The 21,411-nt window shown below is 65.7% G+C and carries 24 protein-coding genes and 1 tRNA gene; 8 read left to right on the top strand and 17 right to left on the bottom strand.

Features of this window, described 5'->3' with window-relative positions:
* Window positions 1–101: 101 nt before the first annotated feature.
* On the top strand, window positions 102–3,395 hold the full coding sequence (locus ASF31_RS04145) for an autotransporter outer membrane beta-barrel domain-containing protein (RefSeq protein WP_055753483.1): 3,294 nt from the start codon (window positions 102–104) through the stop codon (window positions 3,393–3,395).
* Window positions 3,396–3,453: 58 nt separating this feature from the next.
* Here ASF31_RS04145 and ASF31_RS04140 read toward each other — a convergent pair.
* From ASF31_RS04140 to lon, 3 genes are all read right to left on the bottom strand, one after another.
* A tRNA-Val gene (locus tag ASF31_RS04140) sits at window positions 3,454–3,530 on the bottom strand.
* A gap of 33 nt (window positions 3,531–3,563) precedes the next feature.
* Window positions 3,564–3,839: an HU family DNA-binding protein gene (locus ASF31_RS04135; protein WP_017504003.1), complete on the bottom strand. Its 276-nt coding sequence runs from the start codon at window positions 3,837–3,839 to the stop codon at window positions 3,564–3,566.
* Between the two features lie 105 nt (window positions 3,840–3,944).
* The gene (gene lon / locus ASF31_RS04130; protein ID WP_055753482.1) at window positions 3,945–6,341 is read right to left on the bottom strand and encodes an endopeptidase La; all 2,397 of its coding nucleotides are present in this window, start codon (window positions 6,339–6,341) and stop codon (window positions 3,945–3,947) included.
* A 281-nt stretch (window positions 6,342–6,622) separates the two neighbouring features.
* Here lon and ASF31_RS14815 point away from each other — a divergent pair, with 281 nt between their 5' ends.
* From ASF31_RS14815 to ASF31_RS04120, 3 genes are read left to right on the top strand one after another with little or no spacing between them, the layout of a single operon-like run.
* Entirely contained in the window at window positions 6,623–6,751 is a 129-nt protein-coding gene (locus ASF31_RS14815) for a hypothetical protein (RefSeq protein ID WP_255353551.1), read from the top strand.
* A complete protein-coding gene (locus tag ASF31_RS04125) occupies window positions 6,748–6,957 on the top strand; it encodes a hypothetical protein (protein ID WP_055753481.1) in 210 nt (69 codons plus the stop codon). The genes ASF31_RS14815 and ASF31_RS04125 overlap by 4 nt, the downstream gene beginning before the upstream one ends.
* Window positions 6,954–7,154 (top strand): hypothetical protein, encoded by a 201-nt coding sequence (locus tag ASF31_RS04120; protein WP_162233933.1) that lies wholly within the window; start codon window positions 6,954–6,956, stop codon window positions 7,152–7,154. The genes ASF31_RS04125 and ASF31_RS04120 overlap by 4 nt, the downstream gene beginning before the upstream one ends.
* On the opposite strand, the gene ASF31_RS04115 is transcribed toward ASF31_RS04120, so the two are convergent.
* The 10 genes from ASF31_RS04115 to ASF31_RS04070 are packed head-to-tail and all read right to left on the bottom strand — an operon-like array spanning window position 7,151 to window position 14,613.
* Complete coding sequence (locus ASF31_RS04115) at window positions 7,151–7,498, bottom strand: TfoX/Sxy family protein (RefSeq protein WP_055753479.1); 348 nt, start codon at window positions 7,496–7,498, stop codon at window positions 7,151–7,153. The two genes, ASF31_RS04120 and ASF31_RS04115, sit on opposite strands and share 4 nt — an antisense overlap.
* Window positions 7,499–7,513: 15 nt before the next feature.
* Complete coding sequence (locus ASF31_RS04110; protein WP_055753478.1) at window positions 7,514–7,903, bottom strand: iron-sulfur cluster assembly accessory protein; 390 nt, start codon at window positions 7,901–7,903, stop codon at window positions 7,514–7,516.
* A 13-nt stretch (window positions 7,904–7,916) separates the two neighbouring features.
* Window positions 7,917–8,306: an SUF system Fe-S cluster assembly protein gene (locus ASF31_RS04105; RefSeq protein WP_017504008.1), complete on the bottom strand. Its 390-nt coding sequence runs from the start codon at window positions 8,304–8,306 to the stop codon at window positions 7,917–7,919.
* Between the two features lie 4 nt (window positions 8,307–8,310).
* Window positions 8,311–9,549, bottom strand: a complete 1,239-nt coding sequence (locus tag ASF31_RS04100; RefSeq protein WP_055753477.1) for an aminotransferase class V-fold PLP-dependent enzyme — start codon at window positions 9,547–9,549, stop codon at window positions 8,311–8,313.
* Window positions 9,528–10,550 (bottom strand): Fe-S cluster assembly protein SufD, encoded by a 1,023-nt coding sequence (sufD, locus tag ASF31_RS04095; protein ID WP_055753476.1) that lies wholly within the window; start codon window positions 10,548–10,550, stop codon window positions 9,528–9,530. The genes ASF31_RS04100 and sufD overlap by 22 nt, the downstream gene beginning before the upstream one ends.
* On the bottom strand, window positions 10,547–11,308 hold the full coding sequence (gene sufC, locus ASF31_RS04090; RefSeq protein ID WP_055753475.1) for a Fe-S cluster assembly ATPase SufC: 762 nt from the start codon (window positions 11,306–11,308) through the stop codon (window positions 10,547–10,549). The genes sufD and sufC overlap by 4 nt, the downstream gene beginning before the upstream one ends.
* Entirely contained in the window at window positions 11,308–11,532 is a 225-nt protein-coding gene (locus ASF31_RS04085) for an Imm27 family immunity protein (protein WP_055753474.1), read from the bottom strand. Before ASF31_RS04085 ends, sufC begins: the two co-directional genes overlap by 1 nt.
* Window positions 11,532–12,998 carry a Fe-S cluster assembly protein SufB gene (gene sufB, locus ASF31_RS04080; RefSeq protein WP_055753473.1) on the bottom strand — a complete coding sequence of 489 codons (1,467 nt, stop codon included), beginning with the start codon at window positions 12,996–12,998 and terminating at the stop codon, window positions 11,532–11,534. The genes ASF31_RS04085 and sufB overlap by 1 nt, the downstream gene beginning before the upstream one ends.
* Window positions 12,998–14,137, bottom strand: coding sequence for a cysteine desulfurase family protein (locus tag ASF31_RS04075; RefSeq protein ID WP_055753472.1), 1,140 nt, complete (start codon window positions 14,135–14,137; stop codon window positions 12,998–13,000). The genes sufB and ASF31_RS04075 overlap by 1 nt, the downstream gene beginning before the upstream one ends.
* Window positions 14,134–14,613, bottom strand: a complete 480-nt coding sequence (locus tag ASF31_RS04070; protein WP_055753471.1) for an Rrf2 family transcriptional regulator — start codon at window positions 14,611–14,613, stop codon at window positions 14,134–14,136. The genes ASF31_RS04075 and ASF31_RS04070 overlap by 4 nt, the downstream gene beginning before the upstream one ends.
* A gap of 158 nt (window positions 14,614–14,771) precedes the next feature.
* Between ASF31_RS04070 and ASF31_RS04065 the strand changes: the two genes are divergently transcribed.
* The 3 genes from ASF31_RS04065 to ASF31_RS04055 all read left to right on the top strand — a co-directional run bounded on the left by ASF31_RS04065 (window position 14,772) and on the right by ASF31_RS04055 (window position 16,610).
* Entirely contained in the window at window positions 14,772–15,422 is a 651-nt protein-coding gene (locus ASF31_RS04065; protein ID WP_017504016.1) for an alpha/beta hydrolase, read from the top strand.
* A 73-nt stretch (window positions 15,423–15,495) separates the two neighbouring features.
* Window positions 15,496–16,314, top strand: coding sequence for a transporter (locus ASF31_RS04060; protein ID WP_055753470.1), 819 nt, complete (start codon window positions 15,496–15,498; stop codon window positions 16,312–16,314).
* Window positions 16,315–16,355: 41 nt separating this feature from the next.
* Window positions 16,356–16,610: a YdeI/OmpD-associated family protein gene (locus tag ASF31_RS04055; RefSeq protein WP_055753469.1), complete on the top strand. Its 255-nt coding sequence runs from the start codon at window positions 16,356–16,358 to the stop codon at window positions 16,608–16,610.
* Window positions 16,611–16,614: 4 nt separating this feature from the next.
* Here ASF31_RS04055 and ahpF read toward each other — a convergent pair whose 3' ends face one another.
* The 4 genes from ahpF to ASF31_RS04035 form a co-directional block, all read right to left on the bottom strand.
* Window positions 16,615–18,204 (bottom strand): alkyl hydroperoxide reductase subunit F, encoded by a 1,590-nt coding sequence (gene ahpF, locus ASF31_RS04050; protein WP_055753468.1) that lies wholly within the window; start codon window positions 18,202–18,204, stop codon window positions 16,615–16,617.
* 142 nt (window positions 18,205–18,346) lie between these two features.
* Window positions 18,347–18,910 (bottom strand): alkyl hydroperoxide reductase subunit C, encoded by a 564-nt coding sequence (gene ahpC, locus ASF31_RS04045; protein ID WP_055753467.1) that lies wholly within the window; start codon window positions 18,908–18,910, stop codon window positions 18,347–18,349.
* A gap of 108 nt (window positions 18,911–19,018) precedes the next feature.
* Window positions 19,019–20,221 carry an exo-beta-N-acetylmuramidase NamZ domain-containing protein gene (locus ASF31_RS04040; protein WP_055753466.1) on the bottom strand — a complete coding sequence of 401 codons (1,203 nt, stop codon included), beginning with the start codon at window positions 20,219–20,221 and terminating at the stop codon, window positions 19,019–19,021.
* Window positions 20,218–20,724, bottom strand: coding sequence for a DOMON-like domain-containing protein (locus ASF31_RS04035; RefSeq protein ID WP_055753813.1), 507 nt, complete (start codon window positions 20,722–20,724; stop codon window positions 20,218–20,220). The genes ASF31_RS04040 and ASF31_RS04035 overlap by 4 nt, the downstream gene beginning before the upstream one ends.
* 71 nt (window positions 20,725–20,795) lie before the next feature.
* Here ASF31_RS04035 and ASF31_RS04030 point away from each other — a divergent pair, with 71 nt between their 5' ends.
* Window positions 20,796–20,984 (top strand): hypothetical protein, encoded by a 189-nt coding sequence (locus tag ASF31_RS04030; RefSeq protein ID WP_055753465.1) that lies wholly within the window; start codon window positions 20,796–20,798, stop codon window positions 20,982–20,984.
* Window positions 20,985–21,411 lie beyond the last annotated feature (427 nt).

The following is a 21,411-nucleotide window of genomic DNA, read 5'->3' as shown; positions in this document are numbered from 1 at the left end:
CCTTGCATTCGCCTCAAATTCGATAAACTTGGAACGCTGGCGCGGACCCTGCTATGGGGTCTCCCGTAACGTGACGCGTGACCACCAGGGGTTTCTACCGAATGCGTATTTTGCTCGCGACCGCCGTGGCGATCGCCCCCTTGATGGTCGCCACAGGATCCCAGGCCGAGATCGTCATCTCGAACGCCCGGACCACGCCGATCCAGACGTCCAATGCGACGGGCACGGCCGCCGACAACATCCGCATCGCCAGCGGCGGCAGCGTCGCCATCGCCTCGGGCGCGGCGGTTACGCTGAACAGCAACAACACGGTCGATCTGGACAGCGGCAGTTCCATCACGATGGACAAGTCGGCCGACGGCTCGACGGGTCTTCTGGTCAACGGCGGCAACACCGGTTCGGTGATCGTCGGTGGCTCGATCACCGTCAACGACACTCAAGAAACGGCAGACATCAAGGACACGGACGGCGACGGCGATCTGGACGGTTCTTTCGCCAGCGGAACTGGCCGCTACGGCGTACGGGTCACTGGAGCCTCGCCCTTCACCGGCAACATCCTTGTCGAGGGCACGGGCGTCATCGCCGTCGAGGGCAACAACTCCTACGGACTTGCGGTCGAATCAGCGCTGAACGGCAAACTCCAAAGCCTGGGTGCCGTCCGTGTCACTGGCAACGACAGCGCCGCCATCCGCACGACGGGCCCGATTTCCGGCAATGTCGATCTCGCTGGCGCCATCTCCGCTCTCGGCGCCAATGCGACGGGTGTGTCCATCGAGGGCGATGTCGGCGGCGCGCTCAAGATTCATTCCTCGGTCGTCGCCACGGGATATCGGTACACCACCCCGCCAGCCGCGCGCCCAACAACCGGCACATTCGACAACGCAACAACCCTCTTCCTAGACGAACTCGACGCTGACGATCTGTTGCAGGGCGGACCGGCTGTGCGCGTTGGCGCCAATGTCGCCGGCGGCGTGCTTCTGGATAAGGCGCTCGCCTATTCTGCTGCCGGCATCGAAGGCGACGACGACGGAGACGGCATCAAGAACGGCGACGAGGACGATGACGGCGACGGCGTCAAGAACCGCGACGACACGGACCGCGACGGCGACGGCGTCCCGGACGCCAGCGAGACGACTGCCTCCCTCACGTCGCTAGGCGGCGCGCCTGCCCTGCTGATCGGCTCGACGACCAACACCGTGACCCTCGGCGCCGTCGGTACAGGCGACGCGGCCTATGGCCTGATCAACCGCGGCACCATTGTCGGTTCCGGCCTCTATTCCGGCGTGGAGTCGCGCGCCGTGCAACTCGGCGTGACCGGTGGCCAGGCCGTCAACGTCGTCGGCGGCGTGCGTAACGAGGGCGGCATCTCATCGACCGCCGTGAACGCCAACGCTACCGGTCTTTGGATCGGCTCGGGCGTGACCGTTCCTACGATCAACAACTCCGGCTCCATTCAGGCCGTCGCTTCGGGCAAGCAGACCCAAAGTGCTACCGGTATTCTGATTGGTGCGGGGGCCAACGTTGGCTCCCTAACCAACACCGGCAATCTCGTCGCCACGTTCGGAGGCAATCAGGGTTCGGCAACCGTTATTCGTGACCAGTCCGGCAGCCTGACCCAGTTGAACAACGCCGGTTCGATCATCGGGGCGCTCAGCCTAGACACCACTGACACGAATCCCGTAACTGGCACTGTCACCGCCATCGACCTGTCGGCCAACACGACCGGCGTCACCCTACGTCAGCATGGAATTTCCGCCGCAGCAGGCAGCACGGCGACCGACACGGACGGCGACGGCGTGCCGGACGCGAACGAACCGGCCATCGTCGGCGCGATCAAGCTCGGCTCTGGCGCCGACACGGTCAATATCGAGAACGGCGTCGTCAACGGCGACATCGATTTCGGCGCCGGCGCCGACCGGCTGAACATCAGCGGCGGCGCGGTCGTGACCGGCGCCATCGCCAACAGCGATGGCCTGCTGGACATCAATGTGTCCAAGGGCACCCTGGCCGCCACCCAGACCGGCGCCACGGCCATCTCCAACCTGAACATCGGAGCCGAAGGGACGTTGCTGGTCAATCTTGACCCCGCAAACGACCGCGCCGGCGGCTTCAACGTCAGCGGCAATGCGACCCTGGCGACAGGGTCCACCCTGGGCGTCCGCTTCTCTTCGCTGATCGATCAGCCTGAGCGGTTCAACGTCATCACGGCCGGCACGCTGAATGTGGGTCAGATCAACCAGACCCTGCTGTCGGACAACTCGCCCTATCTCTACGTCGTGCAGGGTGGCGTCGCCGGCAACACCGTCTATGTCGACGCCCGTCGCCGCACGGCTTCCGAGGCTGGGCTGATCCCGGTCGAGGCGTCCGCCTACGACGCCGTCTATGGCGCGCTGGGCTCCAATGAGGCGCTGCGCAACCTGTTCCTGTCGCAAACGTCGCGCGACGGCTTCATCGACGCCTATGAGCAGATGCTGCCCGACCACTCCGGCGGACCGCTGATGTCGCTGTCGGCCGGCGTGGACGCGGTCACCCGCGCGCTGACCGGACGTAACGCTGCCGCTGCGCCGGGTGAAACCAGCGCCTGGGTCCAGGAGATCAACTTCTACGCCGACAAGGACAAGACCGACTCCTACGGCTTCCGGTCCGAAGGCTTCGGCGTCGCCGGCGGCGTCGAAAAGGGCACCAGCCTGGGCGCCGTCGGCATCTCGGCCGCCTTCACCTCGTCCGACATCAAGGATCCCGAGGCCGAGGCCGAAGAGGTCCTGTCCGCCAACCTGCTGGAGCTGGGCCTCTATTGGCGCGCCCAGGGTCAGTACTGGACGACCTGGGCCCGTGCCGCGGGCGGTTACGCCTCCTTCAGCGCCGATCGTTCGCTGGTCGCCACCGGCGTCTATCTGAACAACAAGTCCGACTGGCACGGCTGGACGGCGGCGGTCGCCGGCGGCGCCTCCTATGAGCGCAACTTCGGCCGCCTGAACATCCGCCCCGAAATCTACGGCGAGTATTTCAGCCTGTCGGAAGGGTCGCGCAGCGAGAAGGGCGGCGGCGACGGCTTCGATCTCGACATCGATTCGCGCGACAGCCACATCTTCTCGGCGGTGGCGGCGATGAACGTCGGCTATGGCTTCGGCCGCAACGGCTGGATCCGTCCGGAACTGCGCATTGGCTATCGTCAGAACATCTCGGTCGACGCCGGCGAAACCATCGCCCGCTTCGCCAGCGGCGGCCCGGACTTCATCCTGTCGCCGGACGCCATCGAAGGCGGCGGGCCGATCCTGGGCTTCCGCCTGAACTTCGGCAACGAATTGGGCATGCTGTCGCTGACCGGCGACGCCGAGCTGCTGGAAGACTACGTCCGCTACTCGCTGCTGCTGCGGGCCAGCTTCCGCTTCTGATCGCACCCTGATTCACACAAACGAAAGGCCGCCGGATCGCTCCGGCGGCCTTTTTGTTTGGTAGGCGGCGACGGGTTCGAACCGCCGACCCTCTCGGTGTAAACGAGATGCTCTGACCAGCTGAGCTAGCCGCCCCCAAGGGAGAGACGGGCTTATGCCCGTCGCGCCTCAACCGTTCAAGGCGCTTTTCAAACCTTCACCCGGGCGAAAGCGCGCGGTGCGCGAGGCCGGGCGCGCGACGGCAGCGCCGGTCTGCGGGTTACGGGCGACGCCAGCCTTGCGGTCCACGGCGACGAAACTGCCGAAGCCGATCAGCTTCACGTCCGCGCCCCGCGTCAGCGACTCGGTCACGCCGTCCGTGAACGCCTCCAGCGCCGTCTTGGCTTGGTCGCGGCTGATGTTCGCCGCGCTGGCCATCCGGCCGATCAGTTCCGCCTTGGTCATCCGTCCCCCTCCAGAACGAATCACTAAAGGACAGATCGGCGGTTGCGTCAAAAACGAAAACGCCGCCGGTGGGGGCACCGGCGGCGCTCGCTGTTCAACTCGGCGTTAGTGGCTGACCGCCGCCGCCGGCCCTTCTGGAGCCGCGACCGGGGCCGGCAGGGGTTCGGCCGCCTCGTCCCACTCCACCGGCGTCAGGGTGCCGACAAGCGCCCACTTCAGCGCCTCGTCCGCCGTGGAGATCGGCACGATCTCCAGCGCCGACTTCACATTGTCCGGCACGTCGGCGAGATCCTTCTCGTTCTCCTGCGGGATCAGCACCGTCTTGACGCCGGAGCGCAGGGCCGCGAGCAGCTTCTCCTTCAGGCCGCCGATGGCGGTGACCCGGCCGCGCAAAGTGATCTCGCCGGTCATGGCGATATCCTTACGGATCGGAATGCCAGTCAGGACCGAGACCATCGCCACCGTCATGGCCACGCCGGCGGACGGGCCGTCCTTGGGCGTGGCGCCATCCGGCACGTGGACGTGGATGTCGGTCTTCTCGAACACCGGCGGCTTGACGCCGAAGGCCAGGGCCCGCGACCGCACATAGGACGCCGCAGCCGAGATCGACTCCTTCATCACGTCTTTCAGGTTGCCGGTCACGGTCATGCGCCCGCGACCCGGCATCTTGATGGCTTCGATGGTCAGGATGTCGCCGCCGAACTCGGTCCAGGCCAGACCGGTGACGATGCCGACCTGATCCTCCTCATCCGTCTCGCCGTAGCGGAACTTCTTGACGCCCGCGTATTCGGCCAACTTGGCCTCATTGACCGTGATCGACTTGGCGCCCGTCTTTGCCATCTCGCGCACGGCCTTGCGCGCCAGACCGCCCAGGGCGCGTTCCAGCGACCGCACGCCGGCTTCGCGGGTGTAGTAGCGGATCAGGTCGCGGATCGTATCTTCCGGCACGATCAGCTCACCATCCTTCAGACCGTGGTCCGCCAACTGCTTGGGCAGGACGTGGCGCTTGGCGATCTCGACCTTCTCGTCCTCGGTGTAGCCCGAGACCCGAATGATCTCCATCCGGTCCATCAGCGGCTGCGGCATGTTCAGGCTGTTCGCGGTCGTCACGAACATCACCTGGGACAGGTCGTAGTCCACCTCCAGATAGTGGTCGCCGAAGGTCGAATTCTGGGCCGGATCCAGCACCTCCAGCAGGGCCGACGACGGATCGCCGCGCCAGTCCGATCCCAGCTTGTCGATCTCGTCCAGCAGGACGAAGGCGTTGGGGGTCTTGGCCTTCTTCATCGACTGGATGATCTTGCCGGGCATGGAGCCGATATAGGTCCGGCGGTGGCCGCGGATCTCGCTCTCGTCGCGCACGCCGCCCAGCGACATGCGAACGTATTCACGCCCTGTCGCCTTGGCGATGGACTTGGCCAGCGAGGTCTTGCCGACGCCGGGAGGGCCGACCAGGCACAGGATCGGACCCTTCAGGCTGCCGGTGCGGGCCTGAACCGCCAGATACTCGATGATCCGTTCCTTGACCTTCTCCAGGCCGAAGTGATCCTCTTCCAGGATGTCCTCGGCCTTGGCCAGGTCGATCGGCTTCTGCTTGGCCTTGCCCCACGGCACGGACAGCAGCCAGTCGAGATAGTTGCGCACGACGGTCGACTCCGCCGACATCGGGCTCATGTTGCGCAGCTTCTTGACCTCGGCCTCGGCCTTGGTGCGCGCCTCCTTGGACAGGCGCGTCTTGCGGATGCGCTTCTCCAGATCCATGATCTCGTCGCGCGCGTCGTCGGTCTCGCCCAGCTCGCGCTGGATCGCCTTCATCTGCTCGTTCAGATAATATTCGCGCTGGGTCTTCTCCATCTGGCGCTTCACGCGCGAGCGGATCTTCTTCTCGACCTGAAGGACCGAGATCTCGCCCTCCATCAGCCCATAGACCTTCTCCAGCCGCTTGGGCACGTCGAAGGTTTCCAGCAGGCCCTGCTTGTCGGCGATCTTGACCGACAGGTGTGCGGCGACCGAGTCGGCCAGCTTGGAGGCGTCGGTGATCTGGGGGATGGAGCTGAGGGCCTCGGGCGGAACCTTCTTGTTCAGCTTCACATAGTTTTCGAACTGCTCGACCACGGCGCGCAGCATGGCTTCCGCCTGCGAGGCGTCGCCGGCTTCGTCTTCGATCTCGACGGCCTCGGCCTCGAAATACTCCTCACGGTCGGTGAAGCGGGTCAGGCGCGCGCGGCCCTTGCCCTCGACCAGCACCTTCACCGTGCCGTCGGGCAGTTTCAGCAGTTGCAGCACCGAGGCCAGCACGCCGATGGGATAGATGGCGTCCGGCGACGGATCGTCGTCGACGCTGTTCTTCTGGGTCGCCAGCAGGATCTGCTTTTCGCCCTTCATGATCTCGTCCAGCGCCTTCACCGACTTCTCGCGTCCGACGAAGAGCGGCACGACCATGTGCGGGAAGACGACGATGTCTCTCAGCGGCAGGACGGGCAGGATTTTTGGTTCAGTCATGATGCGTACTCCTGGGCCATTGATCATCTCCGGCCCGCCGTCAGGGTCCGCCGGGCAAGAGGCCCGACCGGCGCATGACGGCCCGTCGATTCCGACGGCGTTCGGATGAGTATGTGGTTTGAAAGACCCGCGGTTCAAGCGTGACCGCGGAACGGCCCACATCTGCGTGGCCACAAGCCCTTCCGATCACGTCGCTTTAGGTCCGCATTACGCCCGGCGGCGCTTTCGACATGGCCGCTTTACGGGGATCGGGCGTCTTCTGCCGCTCCAAGGAGATGACCATGAGCCGTTCCCACCTGCTGGCCGAGACCCTGAAACGTCCCGCCCCAGCGCCGACAACCCTTCAAATGGCGCTGACCTTCATCGGCGCCCTGTTCGGCGCCCCGATTCGCAAAGGCCGCGCGCGATGATGCAGGGCCATGTCGAGGGCGGCGTGACACGCGCCGCCCCTCCCCGACGATACAGGGTCGTGCCTCGCGCCAGCGGTTGGGCCGTGGCGGTCAACAACGCCTGCACCCGCCCCCTGCCCGATCGCATCTCGGCCGAACGTCTCGCCGCCCGACTTCAGGCCGAGGCCGACCGCCTGAACCGCGACCAACATCGCCTCACACAATGATAATGCCGCTAGCCTCACCACCCGCGTTCGAAATCCTGACGATCCAGCCTGTCGGCGATCGCTGGCGCATCACCTCAAGCGACGGCCTGTTCGAAGGCGTCTTCACCGACGCCAAAAGCGCCGTCCGATGCGCCAGAGCGGAGGCCGAGGCGCACCCGTGGCACTCGGTTCGGATGGTTCGACCCGATACGGCCTAGCGCTTCTTCCCCGACGCCTTCTTGACCGCCACGTCCAGCGATCGTCGCGACCAGGCGACAGCCTCGTCGGGATCGTCCAGGGCGGGTTCGGGCAGGCTCCAGTAGCCCATGCTCATCATGCGGCCGTCCTTGGTCGGATAGGTGAACTGACGCGAGCCGGCGTCGACGAAGGCCTCGCCCAGCGCCTCGTCGCCCTTCAGCCAGACCACGCCGTCGTCCAGCAGGGCGAACATGACGCCGGCGGCATAGACCCCGGCCCCGCCGAACATGCGCCTGATCTCCAGGCGGCCGAGCGCGTGGAAATGCTCGCGAACCCATTCGCCGAAGTCCGCGTCATAAGCCATCAGACCGGACCCCTCTCAGTCGGCGGCGACCGGCACGATGGTCACGCTCTCGCCGCAGCCGCAAGCGTCGGTCTGGTTCGGATTGTTGAACACGAACTTGGACGCCAGACGCGTCGTCTCATAGTCGATCTCGGTGCCGATCAGGAACAGCACGGCCCGAGGTTCGATCAGAATGGTGACGCCCTTGTCCTCGACCACCTCGTCCATCGGCCCGATCTCGTCGGCATAGGCGAAGGTGTATTCCTGTCCGGCGCAACCGCCGTTCTTGACGCCGATCCTCAGGCCGATGTGATCGTTCTCGGCATTGTCCAGGATCTCACGCACCCGCTCGGCGGCCGCGTCCGTCAGGGTGACGGCCTTGGGGCGCGGGCGGCGCGGACGGGATGTGGCTTGAAGCTCGGTCATCAGAACATATCCATCAGAACATATTCAGGGCCAGCTTGGCCTCGTCGCTCATCTTTGAAGCGTCCCACGGCGGATCGAACACCAGATTGGCCTTGGCGCTGCGCACGCCCTCGACCTTTTCCACCGCCGTCTCCACCCAGCCCGGCATTTCGCCGGCGACCGGACAGCCCGGCGCCGTCAGCGTCATGTCCACCACCACATCGCGGTCATCGTTGACGTCCACGCGGTAGATCAGGCCCAGCTCATAGATGTCGACCGGAATTTCCGGATCATAGACCGACTTCAGCGCCTCGATCAGCTGATCGGTCAGAGTGTCCAGCTCGGCCTGCGACAGGGCGCTCTTCTGGGGTTCGTCCCAGGCGTCCTTGAAGGCGTCGCTGTCTTGAATCGGTTGATCTGTCATCGGCTTACACGAAGAAGTTCCGCGCCTTGATCAGCGCATCCACGAAGGCGTCGGCATCCTCCACGGTGTTATATAGGGCGAAGGAGGCGCGGGTGCTCGACGTCACCCCCATTCTTTTCGCCAGTGGCTCGGCGCAGTGCAGACCCGCCCGCACCGCGACCCCGTAACGATCCATGATCTGGGCCACGTCATGGGCGTGCGCGCCCTCGACGGCGAAGGTCAGGATCGCGCCCTTGCCTTCCGCCTGCCCCAGAATCCGCAGCCAGGTCTCACCCTGAAGTCGGTCAACAGCGTGCTGATAAAGGGCGTGCTCATGCGCCTGCACGGCCGCCCGGTCGTATTGCGCCAGCCATTCCAACGCCACGCCCAGGCCGATGGCCTCCAGGATCGGGGGCGTCCCCGCCTCGAACCGGTGAGGCGGCCGGGCATAGGTCACGCGGTCCTGCTCGACCGTCTCGATCATTTCGCCCCCGCCCTGATAAGGCGGCAGCGCCTCCAGCGCTTCGGCCTTCCCGTACAGGGCGCCGATGCCGGTTGGGGCGAACAGCTTGTGCCCGGTCAGAACGTAAAAGTCGCAGCCGATGGCCTGCACGTCCGGCGTCGCATGGACCGCCCCCTGGCAGCCGTCGATCAGCACCTGAGCCCCGGCCGCATGGGCCAGGCGGCTGATCTCGGCGACCGGATTGATGGTCCCCAGCACGTTGGACATGTGGGTGACCGCGACCATCCGCGTCCTGGGCCCCAGCAGGTCGGCATAGGCCGCCATGTCCAGCGACCCGTCGTCCTTGACCGGAATCCATTTGATCACCGCCCCGCGGCGTTCACGCAGCAGATGCCAGGGCACGATGTTGGAGTGATGCTCCATCTCCGAGACGATGATCTCGTCGCCTGGCTGGATCGACAGGCCCAGCCCATTGGCCACCAGATTGATCGCCTCGGTCCCGCCCTTGGTCCAGACCACCTGTTCGGCGCTTTCGGCGTTCAGGAAACGGGCGACGATCTCGCGCGCCTTTTCGAAGGCTTCGGTCGCCTCGTTCGACAGGGTGTGCAGGCCGCGGTGGACGTTGGCGTAGCCGCCCTCCATCGTCGTGACCAGGGCGTCGATCACCGCGCGCGGCTTCTGCGCCGAGGCCGCGTTGTCCAGATAGACCAGCGGCTTGCCGTTCACCTGTCGCGACAGGATCGGGAACTGCGCCCGCACGGCGTAGGGATCGAAGGTCTTCACAACCGCGCCGTCAGCCATTCCCGCGCCACCTCTCTCGCGCCCTCGTGCTCGATCCGGTCGATGACCTCGATCAGGAAGGCCTGGGTCAGCAGGGCGCGGGCCTCCTCGGCCGGAATGCCGCGCTGCTGCATGTAGAACAGGGCGCTCTCGTCCAGCGTCCCCACCGTATTGCCGTGCGCGCACTGCACGTCGTCGGCATAGATGATCAGTTCCGGTTTGGCGTCGATCTCGGCCCGTTCGGACGCGATCAGGGCGTGATGGCCCATGCGCGCATCCGTGCCGTCGGCGCCGCGCTCGACCACGATTTTGCCCTGGAAGACGCCGCGCGCCGTGTCGCGGGCCACGCCCTTTATCAACTGGCTGGTCGCGCCGTCATGCTCGACGTGGCGCACCACGCTGGTCAGGTCGGTGTGACGCGATCCGTTCAGCAGATACAGGCCGTCCGCCTGAACCTGGGCGCCCTGGGCGTAATGCGTGATGCGGGTCTCGATCCGCTGCAGCTTGGCGCCGGTCGTGACGATGGTCTGGCGATAGACGCCGCCCGCCTCGACCTTCACATGGGCCTCGGCGATGGAGATGGCGTCCTCCGGCTCCTCGACCAGGACGACGCGCGTCACCTCGGCCCCGGCCGCCACGTCCAGTTCCAGCGTATTGTGCGCGACATAGGCCGAGCCCGCGCCCTCGTGCGTTTCCAGCAGCAGCAGCTTGGCGCCGGCGCGCGCCGAAACCCGCGCGCTGGCCGTGTGACCCGTGCCGACGGCGTCCGACACATAGCGCAGTCGCAGGGTCCGCTCGCCCGAGGCAATGAAGTCGGTCACGCCGACAGCGCGCCCGTTGGCGAAGACGATCGCCTCCCCGCCCAGATCATAAAACGGTCCCGGCGGCCCGACCTCAGCCGTGCCTGACGGCTCCGGCGCGGCGCGAAGATGGCGCTTCAGGTCGCTGTATTTCCACGTCTCCGTCCGGCGCGACGGGTAGGTCTCGGCGTCGGTCAGGTCGATGGCGAAGGCCGCGCTCATGCCGCCCCCTCTAGGACTGGCGGCAAATACTTGTCGTACCCTTCCGCCTCCAGCTCCAGGGCCAGCTCCGGCCCGCCCGACGCGACGATTCGACCCCCGGCCAGCACGTGCACCCGGTCCGGTTTGATGTAGTCGAGCAGGCGCTGATAGTGGGTAATGACCAACATGGCGCGGTCGGGACGACGCAGCGCGTTCACGCCCTCCGACACGATGCGCAGGGCGTCGATGTCCAAACCCGAATCCGTTTCGTCCAGGATCAGCAACGACGGCTCCAGCAGGGCCATCTGCAGGATTTCCATCCGCTTCTTCTCGCCGCCGGAGAAGCCGACGTTCAGCGGCCGCTTCAGCATGTCGAAGTCCATCTTCAGCGCCTTCGACGCCTCGCGAACCAGCTTCAGGAAGGCGGGCGCCGCCACCTCCTCCTCGCCCCGCGCCCGCTTCTGGGCGTTCAGCGCCGTCCGCACGAAGGTCAGGGCCGGCACGCCGGGGATTTCGATCGGATACTGGAACGACAGGAAGACGCCCTTTGCCGCCCGCTCGGCCGTGTCCAGCGCCAGCAGGTCCTCGCCCGCCCATTCGACCGCGCCTTCGGTCGCCTCATAGCCCGGCCGCCCCGAGAGAGCGTAACCCAGCGTCGACTTCCCGGCCCCGTTCGGACCCATGATCGCGTGCACCTCGCCGGCGGGGACGTCGAGCGTCAGGCCCTTGAGGATCGGTTTTTCACCGACGGAGACGTGGACGTTGGAAATGGAAAGCATTAGTTGAAGCCGTATTTTTGCTGGGCTTCGCTTAGCCCGATTTTCTTGAAGCTGACGGGGCCGCCGCCGTGCATCTGGCCTTGCGCGTAGGTCCGCTCCCAGAGCGATCCGTCTCGCGGATGGCGGAACAACGAAGACCAACCGTCAGGCGTGTCGCCCACGGGGTCATACTCGGCCCAAGGTTCAACGCTGACTGATTTGGGTCTTTTCAACCAGCCGAACATCACCCCACGCTCCCTTCCAGACTGATCGCCACGAGCTTCTGCGCCTCAACGGCGAACTCCATCGGCAGCTTCTGCATCACGTCTCGGACGAAGCCGTTGACCAGCAGGGCGACCGCCTCCTCCTGCGACAGGCCGCGCTGCTGGGCGTAGAACATCTGGTCGTCGGACAGGCGCGTCGTCGTCGCCTCGTGCTCCAGCTGGGCCGAGCCGTTGCGGGCCTCGATATAGGGGATGGTGTGCGAGCCGCACTCCTTGCCGATCAGCAGGCTGTCGCACTGGGTGAAGTTGCGCACCCCCGTCGCCTTCGGATGCACCGAGACCAGGCCGCGATAGGTCGAATCCGACCGACCCGCCGACACCGCCTTGGCGATGATCCGCGACTTGGTGTTCTTGCCCAGGTGGATCATCTTCGTGCCGGTGTCGGCCTGCTGATGTCCGTTGGTGATGGCGATGGAATAGAACTCGCCGGACGATTCCTCGCCCTTCAGGATGCAGGACGGATATTTCCAGGTCACAGCCGAGCCGGTCTCGACCTGTGTCCAGCTGACTTTGGACCGATCGCCCCGGCAGTCGGCGCGCTTGGTCACGAAATTGTAGATGCCGCCCTTGCCCTCGGCGTCGCCCGGATACCAGTTCTGGACCGTCGAATATTTCACCTCGGCGTCGTCCAGCGCCACGATCTCGACCACGGCCGCGTGCAGCTGGTTCTCGTCGCGCATCGGCGCGGTGCAGCCCTCGAGGTAGGAAACGTAAGCCCCCTTGTCGGCGATGATCAGCGTCCGCTCGAACTGGCCTGTCTGGCTGGCGTTGATGCGGAAATAGGTGGACAGCTCCATCGGGCATTTGACGCCCGGCGGGATGTAGACGAACGACCCGTCCGAAAAGACTGCGCTGTTCAGCGCTGCGAAATAGTTGTCCGAGACCGGCACCACCGACCCCAGATATTGCCGAACCAGATCAGGATATTCGCGCAAGGCCTCAGAAATCGGCATGAAAATCACGCCGACCTTGGCCAGTTCCTCCTTGAAGGTCGTGACGACCGACACGCTGTCGAAGACGGCGTCCACGGCGACCTTGGGCGCGCCCTGCACCCCGGCCAGCACCTCCTGCTCCTTCAGCGGGATGCCCAGCTTCTTGTAGATTTCCAGGATTTCGGGATCGACCTCGTCCAGCGACTTGGGCCCGTCCTTCTTCTTGGGCGCCGCATAGTAGAACAGATCCTGATAGTCGACGGGCTCGTAACGGACCGCCGCCCAGGTCGGCTCTTCCATCGCCAGCCAGCGCTCATAGGCGGCAAGACGCCATTCCAGCATCCATTCCGGCTCGCCCTTCTTTTCGGAAATGAAGCGCACGATCTCCGCGCTCAATCCCTTCGGCGCATATTCCGTCTCGATGTCGGACGTGAAGCCGTGCTCGTACTTCTCCAGCGCGGCGACGGCGTCGATGGTTTCCTTGACGGCGGCCATCAGGCGACCTCTCTCACGCGCTCGGCGGCGCGCGTCTTGTGCTTGTTGTAGGCGGCGACCCAGGCGTCGGCGAACCTTGCCCAGTCGCTCTCGACCGTGCCCCAGCCGCCGGACACGCGAACGCCCCCGGTCGCCAAGCTGTTCAGCCCCATGGCGCTGATGGTCTTGGACGGCTTGACCTTGCCCGACGAACAGGCCGAGCCGGCCGACACCATGACGCCCGTCAGGTCCAGGGTGATCAGCTGCTGCGGACTGTCCCAGCCCTCGACCGCCATGAACAGGGTGTTGGGCAGCCGCGCCACCCCGCCGCCGATGATGGTCGCGCCCGCAGCCTTGACCTTCGCCTCGGCCGCATCGCGCCAGGCGACGTGCGAGGCCATCGTCTCCAGATCCCGCACGGCGCAATCGGCCGCGACGCCGAACCCGGCGATGCCCGGCACGTTCTCGGTCCCGGCGCGCAGGCCTCGCTCCTGCCCCGCGCCGTGCAAAATCCGCACGCCCGACAGGCCTTCCTTGAAGATCAGGGCGCCCACGCCCTGCGCCCCGCCCAGCTTGTGCGCCGACAGGGTCAGGGTGTCCGCGTCCAGCGCGCGCATATCGACCGCGATCTTGCCCGCCGATTGGATGGCGTCGACATGCAGCCAGCCGCCCGCCGCCCGCACCAGAGTCGCCGTCTCGGCGATCGGCTGAATGACGCCGCTTTCATTGTTCGCATGATGGATGGCGACCACGGCCCGGCCCGGGCGGCTCAACGCCTGCGCCAGCCAGTCCAGATCGACCACGCCGTTCGCATCGACCGGCAGCACCTCGACCGGCGCCCCCGCATTCGCCGCCGTCTCGGCCACGCAAGGATGCTCGGTCGCCGACACGATCAACCGTTCGCACCCGGCCGCCAGGGCGCTGGCGATGCCCTGGGCGTTGGCTTCGGTGCCGCCGCTGTTGAACACCACCGCCGTCGGATCGGCCCCGACCAGGTCCGCGACCTGCGCCCGTGCGGTCTCGACCCGCGCCCGCGCCCGCCGGCCCGCCGCATGGACCGCCGACGGATTGCCGTTGTCGGCCAGGGCCCTGGCCATGATCTCCAGCACCTGCGGCCGCACCAGGCCCGAGGCGTTATAATCCAGATAGACGCCGCTCATGCCGCGACCCCCACGGCCGAGGGCTCAACGTTGCGCCGACGCTGGCCCGTGCGGTTCATCACCACATCCTCCAGCGAGACGCCGGCCAGATAGCGATGGATTTCGTCGCCCAGGTCTTCCCAAAGATTGTGAGTGATGCAGCGTTCGCCGGCCAGCATGCAGCCCTTGGGCGAGCCATGCGCCACGCACCGCGTCGCCCGGATCGGCTCATCCACCGCCAGCACGATCTCGGCGACCACCGTCTCGTGCGCCGCCTTGGCCAGACGGTATCCGCCGCCCGGCCCGCGCACGCTCTTGACCAGTTCGCTCTTCCTCAGACGGGCGAACAACTGCTCCAGATAGCTCAGCGAAATCTCTTGGCGCGCGGCGATCTCGGCCAGCGAAACCGCCCGGATTTCACCGCTCTCGCCGCGTCCGTTCTTCGCCAGATCGGCCATCGCCATCACGGCGTATCGTCCCTTGGTCGACAGACGCATTTCGCACCTTCAAAAATTGCGCGCTTTTCGGGGCTCCTGTGCTAGAACCCGCGCCTTCGCAAAGGCGGCGCGCTTGCGGAGGGACTTAGAAAGTCCCACCTCCGCGGTCAAGTATTACGCACTCGCGAAATGACAGTTGAACGGATTCCAGAGCCCCTATGCCTGAAGTCATCCTGCCCGGCGCCTCCGGTCGCATCGAAGGCCGCTATTCCCCGGGCAAGCGCCCGAACGCCCCGATCGCGCTGATCCTGCATCCGCATCCGAAGGCGGGCGGACATATGAACAACCCGGTCGCGGTCACCCTGCACCAACTGTTCCAGCAGCGCGGCTTTGCGACCCTGCGCTACAACTCGCGCGGCGTCGGCAAGTCGCAGGGCGAGTTCGATTCGGGCATCGGCGAACTGGCGGACGCCGCTACGGCCCTCGACTGGCTTCAGGCCAACAACCCCGGCGCCAGCCAGACCTGGGTCGCCGGCTATCAATTCGGCGCCTACATCGGCATGCAGCTTCTGATGCGTCGCCCCGAGACGGACGGCTTCATCTCCGTCTCGCCGCCGTCGAACATGTATGACTTCAGCTTCCTGGCGCCCTGCCCTGCGTCCGGCCTGTTCCTGCACGGCACGGCCGACACCATCGTCCCGCCGGTCGAGGTCGAGCGCGTGGTCAACAAGCTGCGCACCCAAAAGGGCATCATCATCGACTACGAACTGGAAGAGGGCGCCAGCCACTTCTGGCAGGACCACATGAGCGCGGTCGAAACCCGCGTCGGCGCCTATCTGGACAAGCGTCTGGAAGAAAAGCCGGCCTAGTATCCGGCTTGGCGTCACGGCTGATTAAGGCGCGGGCGGCATGATCGGGCGAGACATCGCTACGAGATCCGCCATGCGTCCGCCCCTTCTGATCGCCTTGATCGCCTCCCTGGCCTTGCCCACGGCCGTTGCGGCTCAGTCGACTCCCGCGCAAGAGCGCGATTTCTGCGCCGATCGCCCCGGCAAGGGCACCCCGACCTGCATCCTCGACAAAGGCCGCTGGCAGGTCGAACTCGGCCTGTTCGACGGCGCGCGTCAGACGGACGGCACGACACGGAACGACACCTGGGACGCCGGTGACCTGTTCGTGCGCTATGGCCTGACCGGCCTGACTGAGCTTCAAGTCGGGCTCACGACCTGGAACCACGAACGCATTCTCGACCGCGCGACCGGCGATCGTGATGTGAACGAAGGCGTCGGCGATCTCAGTCTCGGCCTGCGCCATTCTCTGAAAAACCCGGATGGCTCGGGCCTGTCCGTCGCGATTTCCGGCTTCATCACCGCGCCGACCGGTGCGCGCGGCATTCGCGCCGACGGTTTCGAGGGCGGCGTCATCCTGCCGGTCTCCATCCCGCTGAACGACGACTGGAGCCTGGCTTTGTCACCCGAAGTCGATTGGGTCTCGGACGCGGACGGGGACGGCCGCCACGCCGCCTACACGATGGTCGCCGGCGTCGGCCGCGGCTTCGGCCGCTGGGATCTGAGTGCCGAGCTTTGGGTTAGCCGCGACGATGATCCGGTGGAAGCGACCACCCAGTCCACCTTCGACCTGACCGCCGTCTGGTCGCCCCCGTTCCTGCCCGACGCCCAACTGGATTTCGGTCTCAACTTCGGCCTGAACGACGACAGCCCGGATGTGGAGTTCGGAGTCGGTCTCGCACGGCGGTTCTAACGCGCCGTTGCGGACCAGACCTGTCGCTGCGACAAATGGGCATGGCCGATGCGACCGACATCACCGGCGGCGTGGTTCACGACTTGCCGGACGACCTGCGCGCGGCGTTGGTCGCCGCGCCTGACGCCCTGGCGACCTGGCGCGACATCACGCCCCTGGCCCGCAACGAATGGATCTGCTGGATCGAGTCCGCCAAGAAGTCGGAAACCCGGCGCAAACGGCTGGATTGGGGCCGGGCGAGCTTGACCGACGGCAAGCGCCGCCCCTGTTGCTGGCCCGGCTGCCCTCACCGTTAAGCGGTCACGCCGGTTCGGCCACCGCCTCTTTCGCCGGTTCGGTACGGATCATGTAGTCGAATGCCGACAGCCCTGCCTTGGACCCCTCGCCCATGGCGATGACGATCTGCTTGTAGGGCACGGTCGTAACGTCGCCGGCCGCAAAGATGCCCGGCTGCGAGGTCTCGCCGCGGTGATCCACCTCGATCTCGCCGCGCGGGGTCAGGCCCACCGCGCCGTGCAGCCATTCCGTGTTCGGGACCAGACCGATCTGGACGAAGATGCCTTCCAGATCGACGTCGTGATGGGCGTCGGAGTTGCGGTCCTTGTAGGACAGGCCCGTCACCTTCTCGCCGTCGCCGTGTACCTGGGTCGTCAGGGCCGAGGTCACGATCCGCACGTTCGGCAGGGTCGCCAGCTTTCGCTGCAGCACCGCATCGGCCCGCAGTTCGCTGTCGTATTCGATCAGCGTCACATGGGCGACGATGCCCGCCAGGTCGATCGCCGCCTCGACGCCCGAGTTGCCGCCGCCGATCACCGCCACCCGCTTGCCCTTGAACAGCGGCCCGTCGCAGTGCGGGCAATAGGCCACGCCCTTGTTCTTGTACTGGTCCTCGCCCGGCACGTTCATCTGGCGCCAGCGCGCCCCGGTCGACAGGATGACTGTCCGCGATTTCAGCGATGCGCCGTTCTCCAGCACCACCTCGTGCAGGCCGCCCGCCACCTTGGCCGGGATCAGCTTGGCCGCCTTCTGCAGGTTCATCAGGTCCACTTCATACTCGCGGACATGCTGCTCCAGATGGGCCGCCAGCTTGGGCCCTTCGGTGTAGGGGACCGAGACGAAGTTCTCGATCGCCATCGTGTCCAGCACCTGACCGCCGAAGCGTTCGGCGACGACGCCCGTGCGAATGCCCTTGCGCGCCGTATAGATGGCGGCCGCCGCCCCGGCCGGCCCACCACCGACCACCAGAACCTCGAACGGATCCTTGGACTTCAGCCGCTCGGCCGCACGGGCTTCGGCGCCGGAATCCAGCTTGGCCACGATCTGCTCCAGCTCCATCCGGCCCTGACCGAACAGTTCGCCGTTCAGGAAGACCGTCGGCACGGCCATGATCTTGCGTTCCTCGACCTCGTCCTTGAACAGGCCGCCCTCGATGGCGACGTGTTTGATGCGCGGATTGATCACGCTCATCAGGTTCAGCGCCTGCACCACGTCCGGGCAGTTCTGGCACGACAGCGAGAAGTAGGTCTCGAACACATAGTCGCCGTCCAGGTCCCTGACCTGCTGGATCACCTCCTGCGCCGCCTTGGACGGATGGCCGCCGACGTGCAGCAGGGCCAGCACCAGCGAGGTGAACTCGTGGCCCAGCGGAATGCCCGCGAACCGCACGCCGATGTCCGTGCCCTTGCGACGGATCAGGAAGCTGGGCTGGCGCTCGTCATCATAGTCGCGGCCCATCTCCACCTTGCCGTGCGAGACCGACACGATCTCCTCCAGCAGGGTCTTCAGCTCGATCGACTTGGGCCCCGCGCCCAGCGAGGCGACCAGTTCGACGGGATGGACGATGTTCTTGAGGTAGGCTTCGAGCTGGGATTTCAGATTGGCGTCTAGCATCGGATGCTCCTCAAATTTCAGGGTAACGCGCCGCCTTCGAGCCGATCCCGGCGAGGCCTGCGCGATAAGGTCCGCGTCCCGCGTTTGGGAGGCGGCCGGGTGGGTCCGACCCGAAGGCCGGACCCGATAGGCGTAGTCAGTCTTAGATCTTGCCGACGAGGTCGAGCGACGGGGCCAAGGTGGCTTCGCCTTCTTCCCACTTGGCCGGGCAGACTTCACCGGGGTGCGAACGCACATACTGGGCGGCCTTGACCTTGCGCAGCAGTTCGGTGGCGTTGCGGCCGATGCCTTCCGACGTCGTCTCGGTGAACTGGATCACGCCGTCCGGATCGACCAGGAAGGTCGCGCGGTCGGCCAGGCCCACGCCCGGTCGCATGGCGTCGAAGTTGTTGGTCACCAGGCCCGACGGGTCGCCCAGCATCGTGTATTCGATCTTGCCGATCGCCGGCGACGAGTCGTGCCAGGCCTTGTGCGAGAAGTGGGTGTCGGTCGACACCGAATAGATCTCGACGCCCAGCTTCTGGAACTCGGCGTAGTGGTCAGCCAGGTCTTCCAGTTCGGTCGGGCACACGAAGGTAAAGTCGGCCGGATAGAAGAAGAAGATCGCCCACTTGCCCGCGACGTCGGCGTCCGTGACCGTCAGGAATTTGCCGCCCTTATAGGCTTCGGCCGTAAAGGGTTTGATGGTCGTGTTGATGAGGGCCATGCGCAAAATCCAATGCAAGGTGGTTGGGAGGCGCTCTCCCTACCGCACCGCACCAAATAAGCCCAATCACTTATTTGCAGATGCGCAATAGATTTTGGTTATGGCTGCTCAGTAGAGCAGGAACGGCCGACGCGCCTCTTCCCACGCCGCCTCGTCCGGCGTCGTCGCCGCGTCCAGATCGCCAGGCGTCGCGCCTGAGTCGTCCACCCATTCCCGCAGGCCCGGCCCGCCGTTGATCACGTCGATGGGCAGTTTGCCGAACGCATATTCATACGGAAAATCTCGCCACAGATCGTAATCGGGATACAGCCGCCGGATCGCCTTGAAGCCCAGGGACTGAACCCGCCACGGCTTGAAGGCGGCGTGGTTATAGCCGGGGTGATCGACATGGATCTGCACCCCGCTGCACAGCTTTCCGACGTGCTTATGGAAGGTCGGCTCGAACCACATGTCGCGCAAGACGCAGCCGCCCAGCCATTCCGGGGCAAAGGCGTGCATTTCCGCGATCACCGCCCGGGCATCGATGTCCGGCGCTCCGAACAGCTCCAGCGGCCGTGTCGTCCCCCGCCCTTCCGACAGCGTCGCCCCTTCCAGCATCACCGTGCCAGCATAGGCGCGTGCCATCGACAGGTTCGGCGCATTCGGGCTGGGGTTGACCCACGACCGGTCCAGAAGCGGCCAGCCGAAGCCGGGCGCCGCCTCGGGCGCCCAGCCCTGCATCTCCATCACCCGATAATCCACATCCAGCTTGAACTGGTCGATGAACCACAGGCCCAATTCGCCCATCGTCATCCCGTGCCGCATCGGCATCGGCCCGGCCCCGACGAAGCTTTCCCAGCCGGGTTTCAGCGTCATCCCCTCGACCGGCCGTCCCGCCGGATTGGGCCGGTCCAGCACCCAGACCGACTTGCCGTGTTTCGCCGCCGCCTCCAGCACGTACAGAAGGGTCGTCACATAGGTGTAGATGCGGCAGCCCAGGTCCTGCAGATCAACCAGCAGCACGTCGAACTCGGCCATCCATTCGTCGCGCGGACGCCGCACCTCGCCGTACAGGCTGAAGACGGGAAAGCCGTGCACCGGATCGCGATAGTCCGGGCTCTCCATCATATTGTCCTGCAGATCGCCCTTCATCCCGTGCTGCGGGCCAAAGGCGGCGGTCAGCCGGATCTCGGGACAGGCGGCCAGGGCGTCGACCGCATGGGTCAGATCCTTCGTCACCGACGCCGGATGCGCCAGCAAGGCCACGCGTCGCCCCTTCAGCTGCGCCCTCAGGGCATCGTCGGACAAAAGGCGGTCGAGGCCGAAGTTCATGTCAGGTCCAGCGCGAACGAGTCGGGATGATGAAAGTCCGGCTTATCCGATGGATGCGCCAGCGCCCAATAGCCGATGGCCCCGTCCACGCCCCGGATCACCGCCGCCAACCCCGTCGCCCCGACCGCATCTTCCGGCAAGGTCACGTCCGCCGTCAGCACGATTTGTCCGGGCGCCGACCGCGTCACGATGAAGGGCGCGGGCATCTCCAGCTCCCGCATCCCCTCGCGATAGCCGTCGAACCGATAGGCCGCCCACGCCCCCGACGGCGACAGATTGTATTCGACGTAGCCGCCCACCGTCCGCACGAACGCCTCGAAACAGGTCGCCCGCCACAGCCCATCCGTCCGCACCCGCGCCGCCGTCTCCGGCCGCCACACCCCCTCCACCGGTCCGGCCAGCACATACTCCAGGCTCAACACCCGCCCGGCTCGCCGCGCCTCGACGTCCAGAGTCAGTCCCGCAGAGTTGGATGTCGGATGCGGGATCAGAGGCAGGCGCATGGCGCCTTCGTATCGCAGGCCGGCCAACTCGTCGATTGCATCAACCGAGGCGGCGCATCTACAATCTGGAGATGAGGTTCCTCGCCCTTTTTGCGCTGACATTGGCCTACACCTTTGCGCTGTTGCTCTTGAGCGAGGCCGCGCCCCCGCCTTTGCCGCACATGCTGACGGTGGCGCTTTGCGGCGCCATCGGGGCGTCTCTGGCGAACGCCACCTGGTGGCTGGTCGAGCGAAAGCTGCTTCGCAAGTCCACGCACTAGATCAAGAGCCGGCCTCCAACTTCCTCCACCTGGGACCGATTGTGCAAATGCGTTTCGCTTTGCAAACAGCGTCGAAAACCATCGCCCGACCGACTTGCCCGACGCCTCATCCCTTGCTTGCTTCTGACCGGTGTGAAAGCATTGCAGCATGCCTAAGCGCTCCCCCTACGGTCCGCAGATGACCTTCCCTGAGAAGCGCAAATTTTTAAACGATCGCCTCCACCTCGTTGTAGGTCTGCTCACGCCGTGCTTGGTCGTCAGCGGCACATCTTCTGAGCCGTCTTCCGTGTTCCTGACATGGACCGTAGTTGCCGCTCTCTTTGCGCTGGTCCTCAACCGGGTGATTCCCTGAAGGCCGACAGCTCGGCGGTACGTCGTCAGGCATCGCATCTGCGCGGAATATCGGCTGCATTTACAGCGGCATGAG

This window comes from Brevundimonas sp. Leaf280 (assembly GCF_001422455.1).
Lineage (GTDB): Bacteria > Pseudomonadota > Alphaproteobacteria > Caulobacterales > Caulobacteraceae > Brevundimonas.
The sequence above is the reverse complement of the archived record's forward strand: the minus strand, read 5'-3'. Positions and strand labels throughout refer to the sequence as shown.

Excerpts from the sequence above, each read along its gene's own strand:
- ASF31_RS04145 (WP_055753483.1), top strand. The coding sequence starts at position 102 with ATGCGTATTTTGCTCGCGACCGCCGTGGCGATCGCCCCCTTGATGGTC.
- ASF31_RS04135 (WP_017504003.1), bottom strand. The coding sequence starts at position 3,839 with ATGACCAAGGCGGAACTGATCGGCCGGATGGCCAGCGCGGCGAACATC.
- lon (WP_055753482.1), bottom strand. The coding sequence starts at position 6,341 with ATGACTGAACCAAAAATCCTGCCCGTCCTGCCGCTGAGAGACATCGTC.
- ASF31_RS14815 (WP_255353551.1), top strand. The coding sequence starts at position 6,623 with ATGAGCCGTTCCCACCTGCTGGCCGAGACCCTGAAACGTCCCGCCCCA.
- ASF31_RS04125 (WP_055753481.1), top strand. The coding sequence starts at position 6,748 with ATGATGCAGGGCCATGTCGAGGGCGGCGTGACACGCGCCGCCCCTCCC.
- ASF31_RS04120 (WP_162233933.1), top strand. The coding sequence starts at position 6,954 with ATGATAATGCCGCTAGCCTCACCACCCGCGTTCGAAATCCTGACGATC.
- ASF31_RS04115 (WP_055753479.1), bottom strand. The coding sequence starts at position 7,498 with ATGGCTTATGACGCGGACTTCGGCGAATGGGTTCGCGAGCATTTCCAC.
- ASF31_RS04110 (WP_055753478.1), bottom strand. The coding sequence starts at position 7,903 with ATGACCGAGCTTCAAGCCACATCCCGTCCGCGCCGCCCGCGCCCCAAG.
- ASF31_RS04105 (WP_017504008.1), bottom strand. The coding sequence starts at position 8,306 with ATGACAGATCAACCGATTCAAGACAGCGACGCCTTCAAGGACGCCTGG.
- ASF31_RS04100 (WP_055753477.1), bottom strand. The coding sequence starts at position 9,549 with ATGGCTGACGGCGCGGTTGTGAAGACCTTCGATCCCTACGCCGTGCGG.
- sufD (WP_055753476.1), bottom strand. The coding sequence starts at position 10,550 with ATGAGCGCGGCCTTCGCCATCGACCTGACCGACGCCGAGACCTACCCG.
- sufC (WP_055753475.1), bottom strand. The coding sequence starts at position 11,308 with ATGCTTTCCATTTCCAACGTCCACGTCTCCGTCGGTGAAAAACCGATC.
- ASF31_RS04085 (WP_055753474.1), bottom strand. The coding sequence starts at position 11,532 with ATGTTCGGCTGGTTGAAAAGACCCAAATCAGTCAGCGTTGAACCTTGG.
- sufB (WP_055753473.1), bottom strand. The coding sequence starts at position 12,998 with ATGGCCGCCGTCAAGGAAACCATCGACGCCGTCGCCGCGCTGGAGAAG.
- ASF31_RS04075 (WP_055753472.1), bottom strand. The coding sequence starts at position 14,137 with ATGAGCGGCGTCTATCTGGATTATAACGCCTCGGGCCTGGTGCGGCCG.
- ASF31_RS04070 (WP_055753471.1), bottom strand. The coding sequence starts at position 14,613 with ATGCGTCTGTCGACCAAGGGACGATACGCCGTGATGGCGATGGCCGAT.
- ASF31_RS04065 (WP_017504016.1), top strand. The coding sequence starts at position 14,772 with ATGCCTGAAGTCATCCTGCCCGGCGCCTCCGGTCGCATCGAAGGCCGC.
- ASF31_RS04060 (WP_055753470.1), top strand. The coding sequence starts at position 15,496 with ATGCGTCCGCCCCTTCTGATCGCCTTGATCGCCTCCCTGGCCTTGCCC.
- ASF31_RS04055 (WP_055753469.1), top strand. The coding sequence starts at position 16,356 with ATGGCCGATGCGACCGACATCACCGGCGGCGTGGTTCACGACTTGCCG.
- ahpF (WP_055753468.1), bottom strand. The coding sequence starts at position 18,204 with ATGCTAGACGCCAATCTGAAATCCCAGCTCGAAGCCTACCTCAAGAAC.
- ahpC (WP_055753467.1), bottom strand. The coding sequence starts at position 18,910 with ATGGCCCTCATCAACACGACCATCAAACCCTTTACGGCCGAAGCCTAT.
- ASF31_RS04040 (WP_055753466.1), bottom strand. The coding sequence starts at position 20,221 with ATGAACTTCGGCCTCGACCGCCTTTTGTCCGACGATGCCCTGAGGGCG.
- ASF31_RS04035 (WP_055753813.1), bottom strand. The coding sequence starts at position 20,724 with ATGCGCCTGCCTCTGATCCCGCATCCGACATCCAACTCTGCGGGACTG.
- ASF31_RS04030 (WP_055753465.1), top strand. The coding sequence starts at position 20,796 with ATGAGGTTCCTCGCCCTTTTTGCGCTGACATTGGCCTACACCTTTGCG.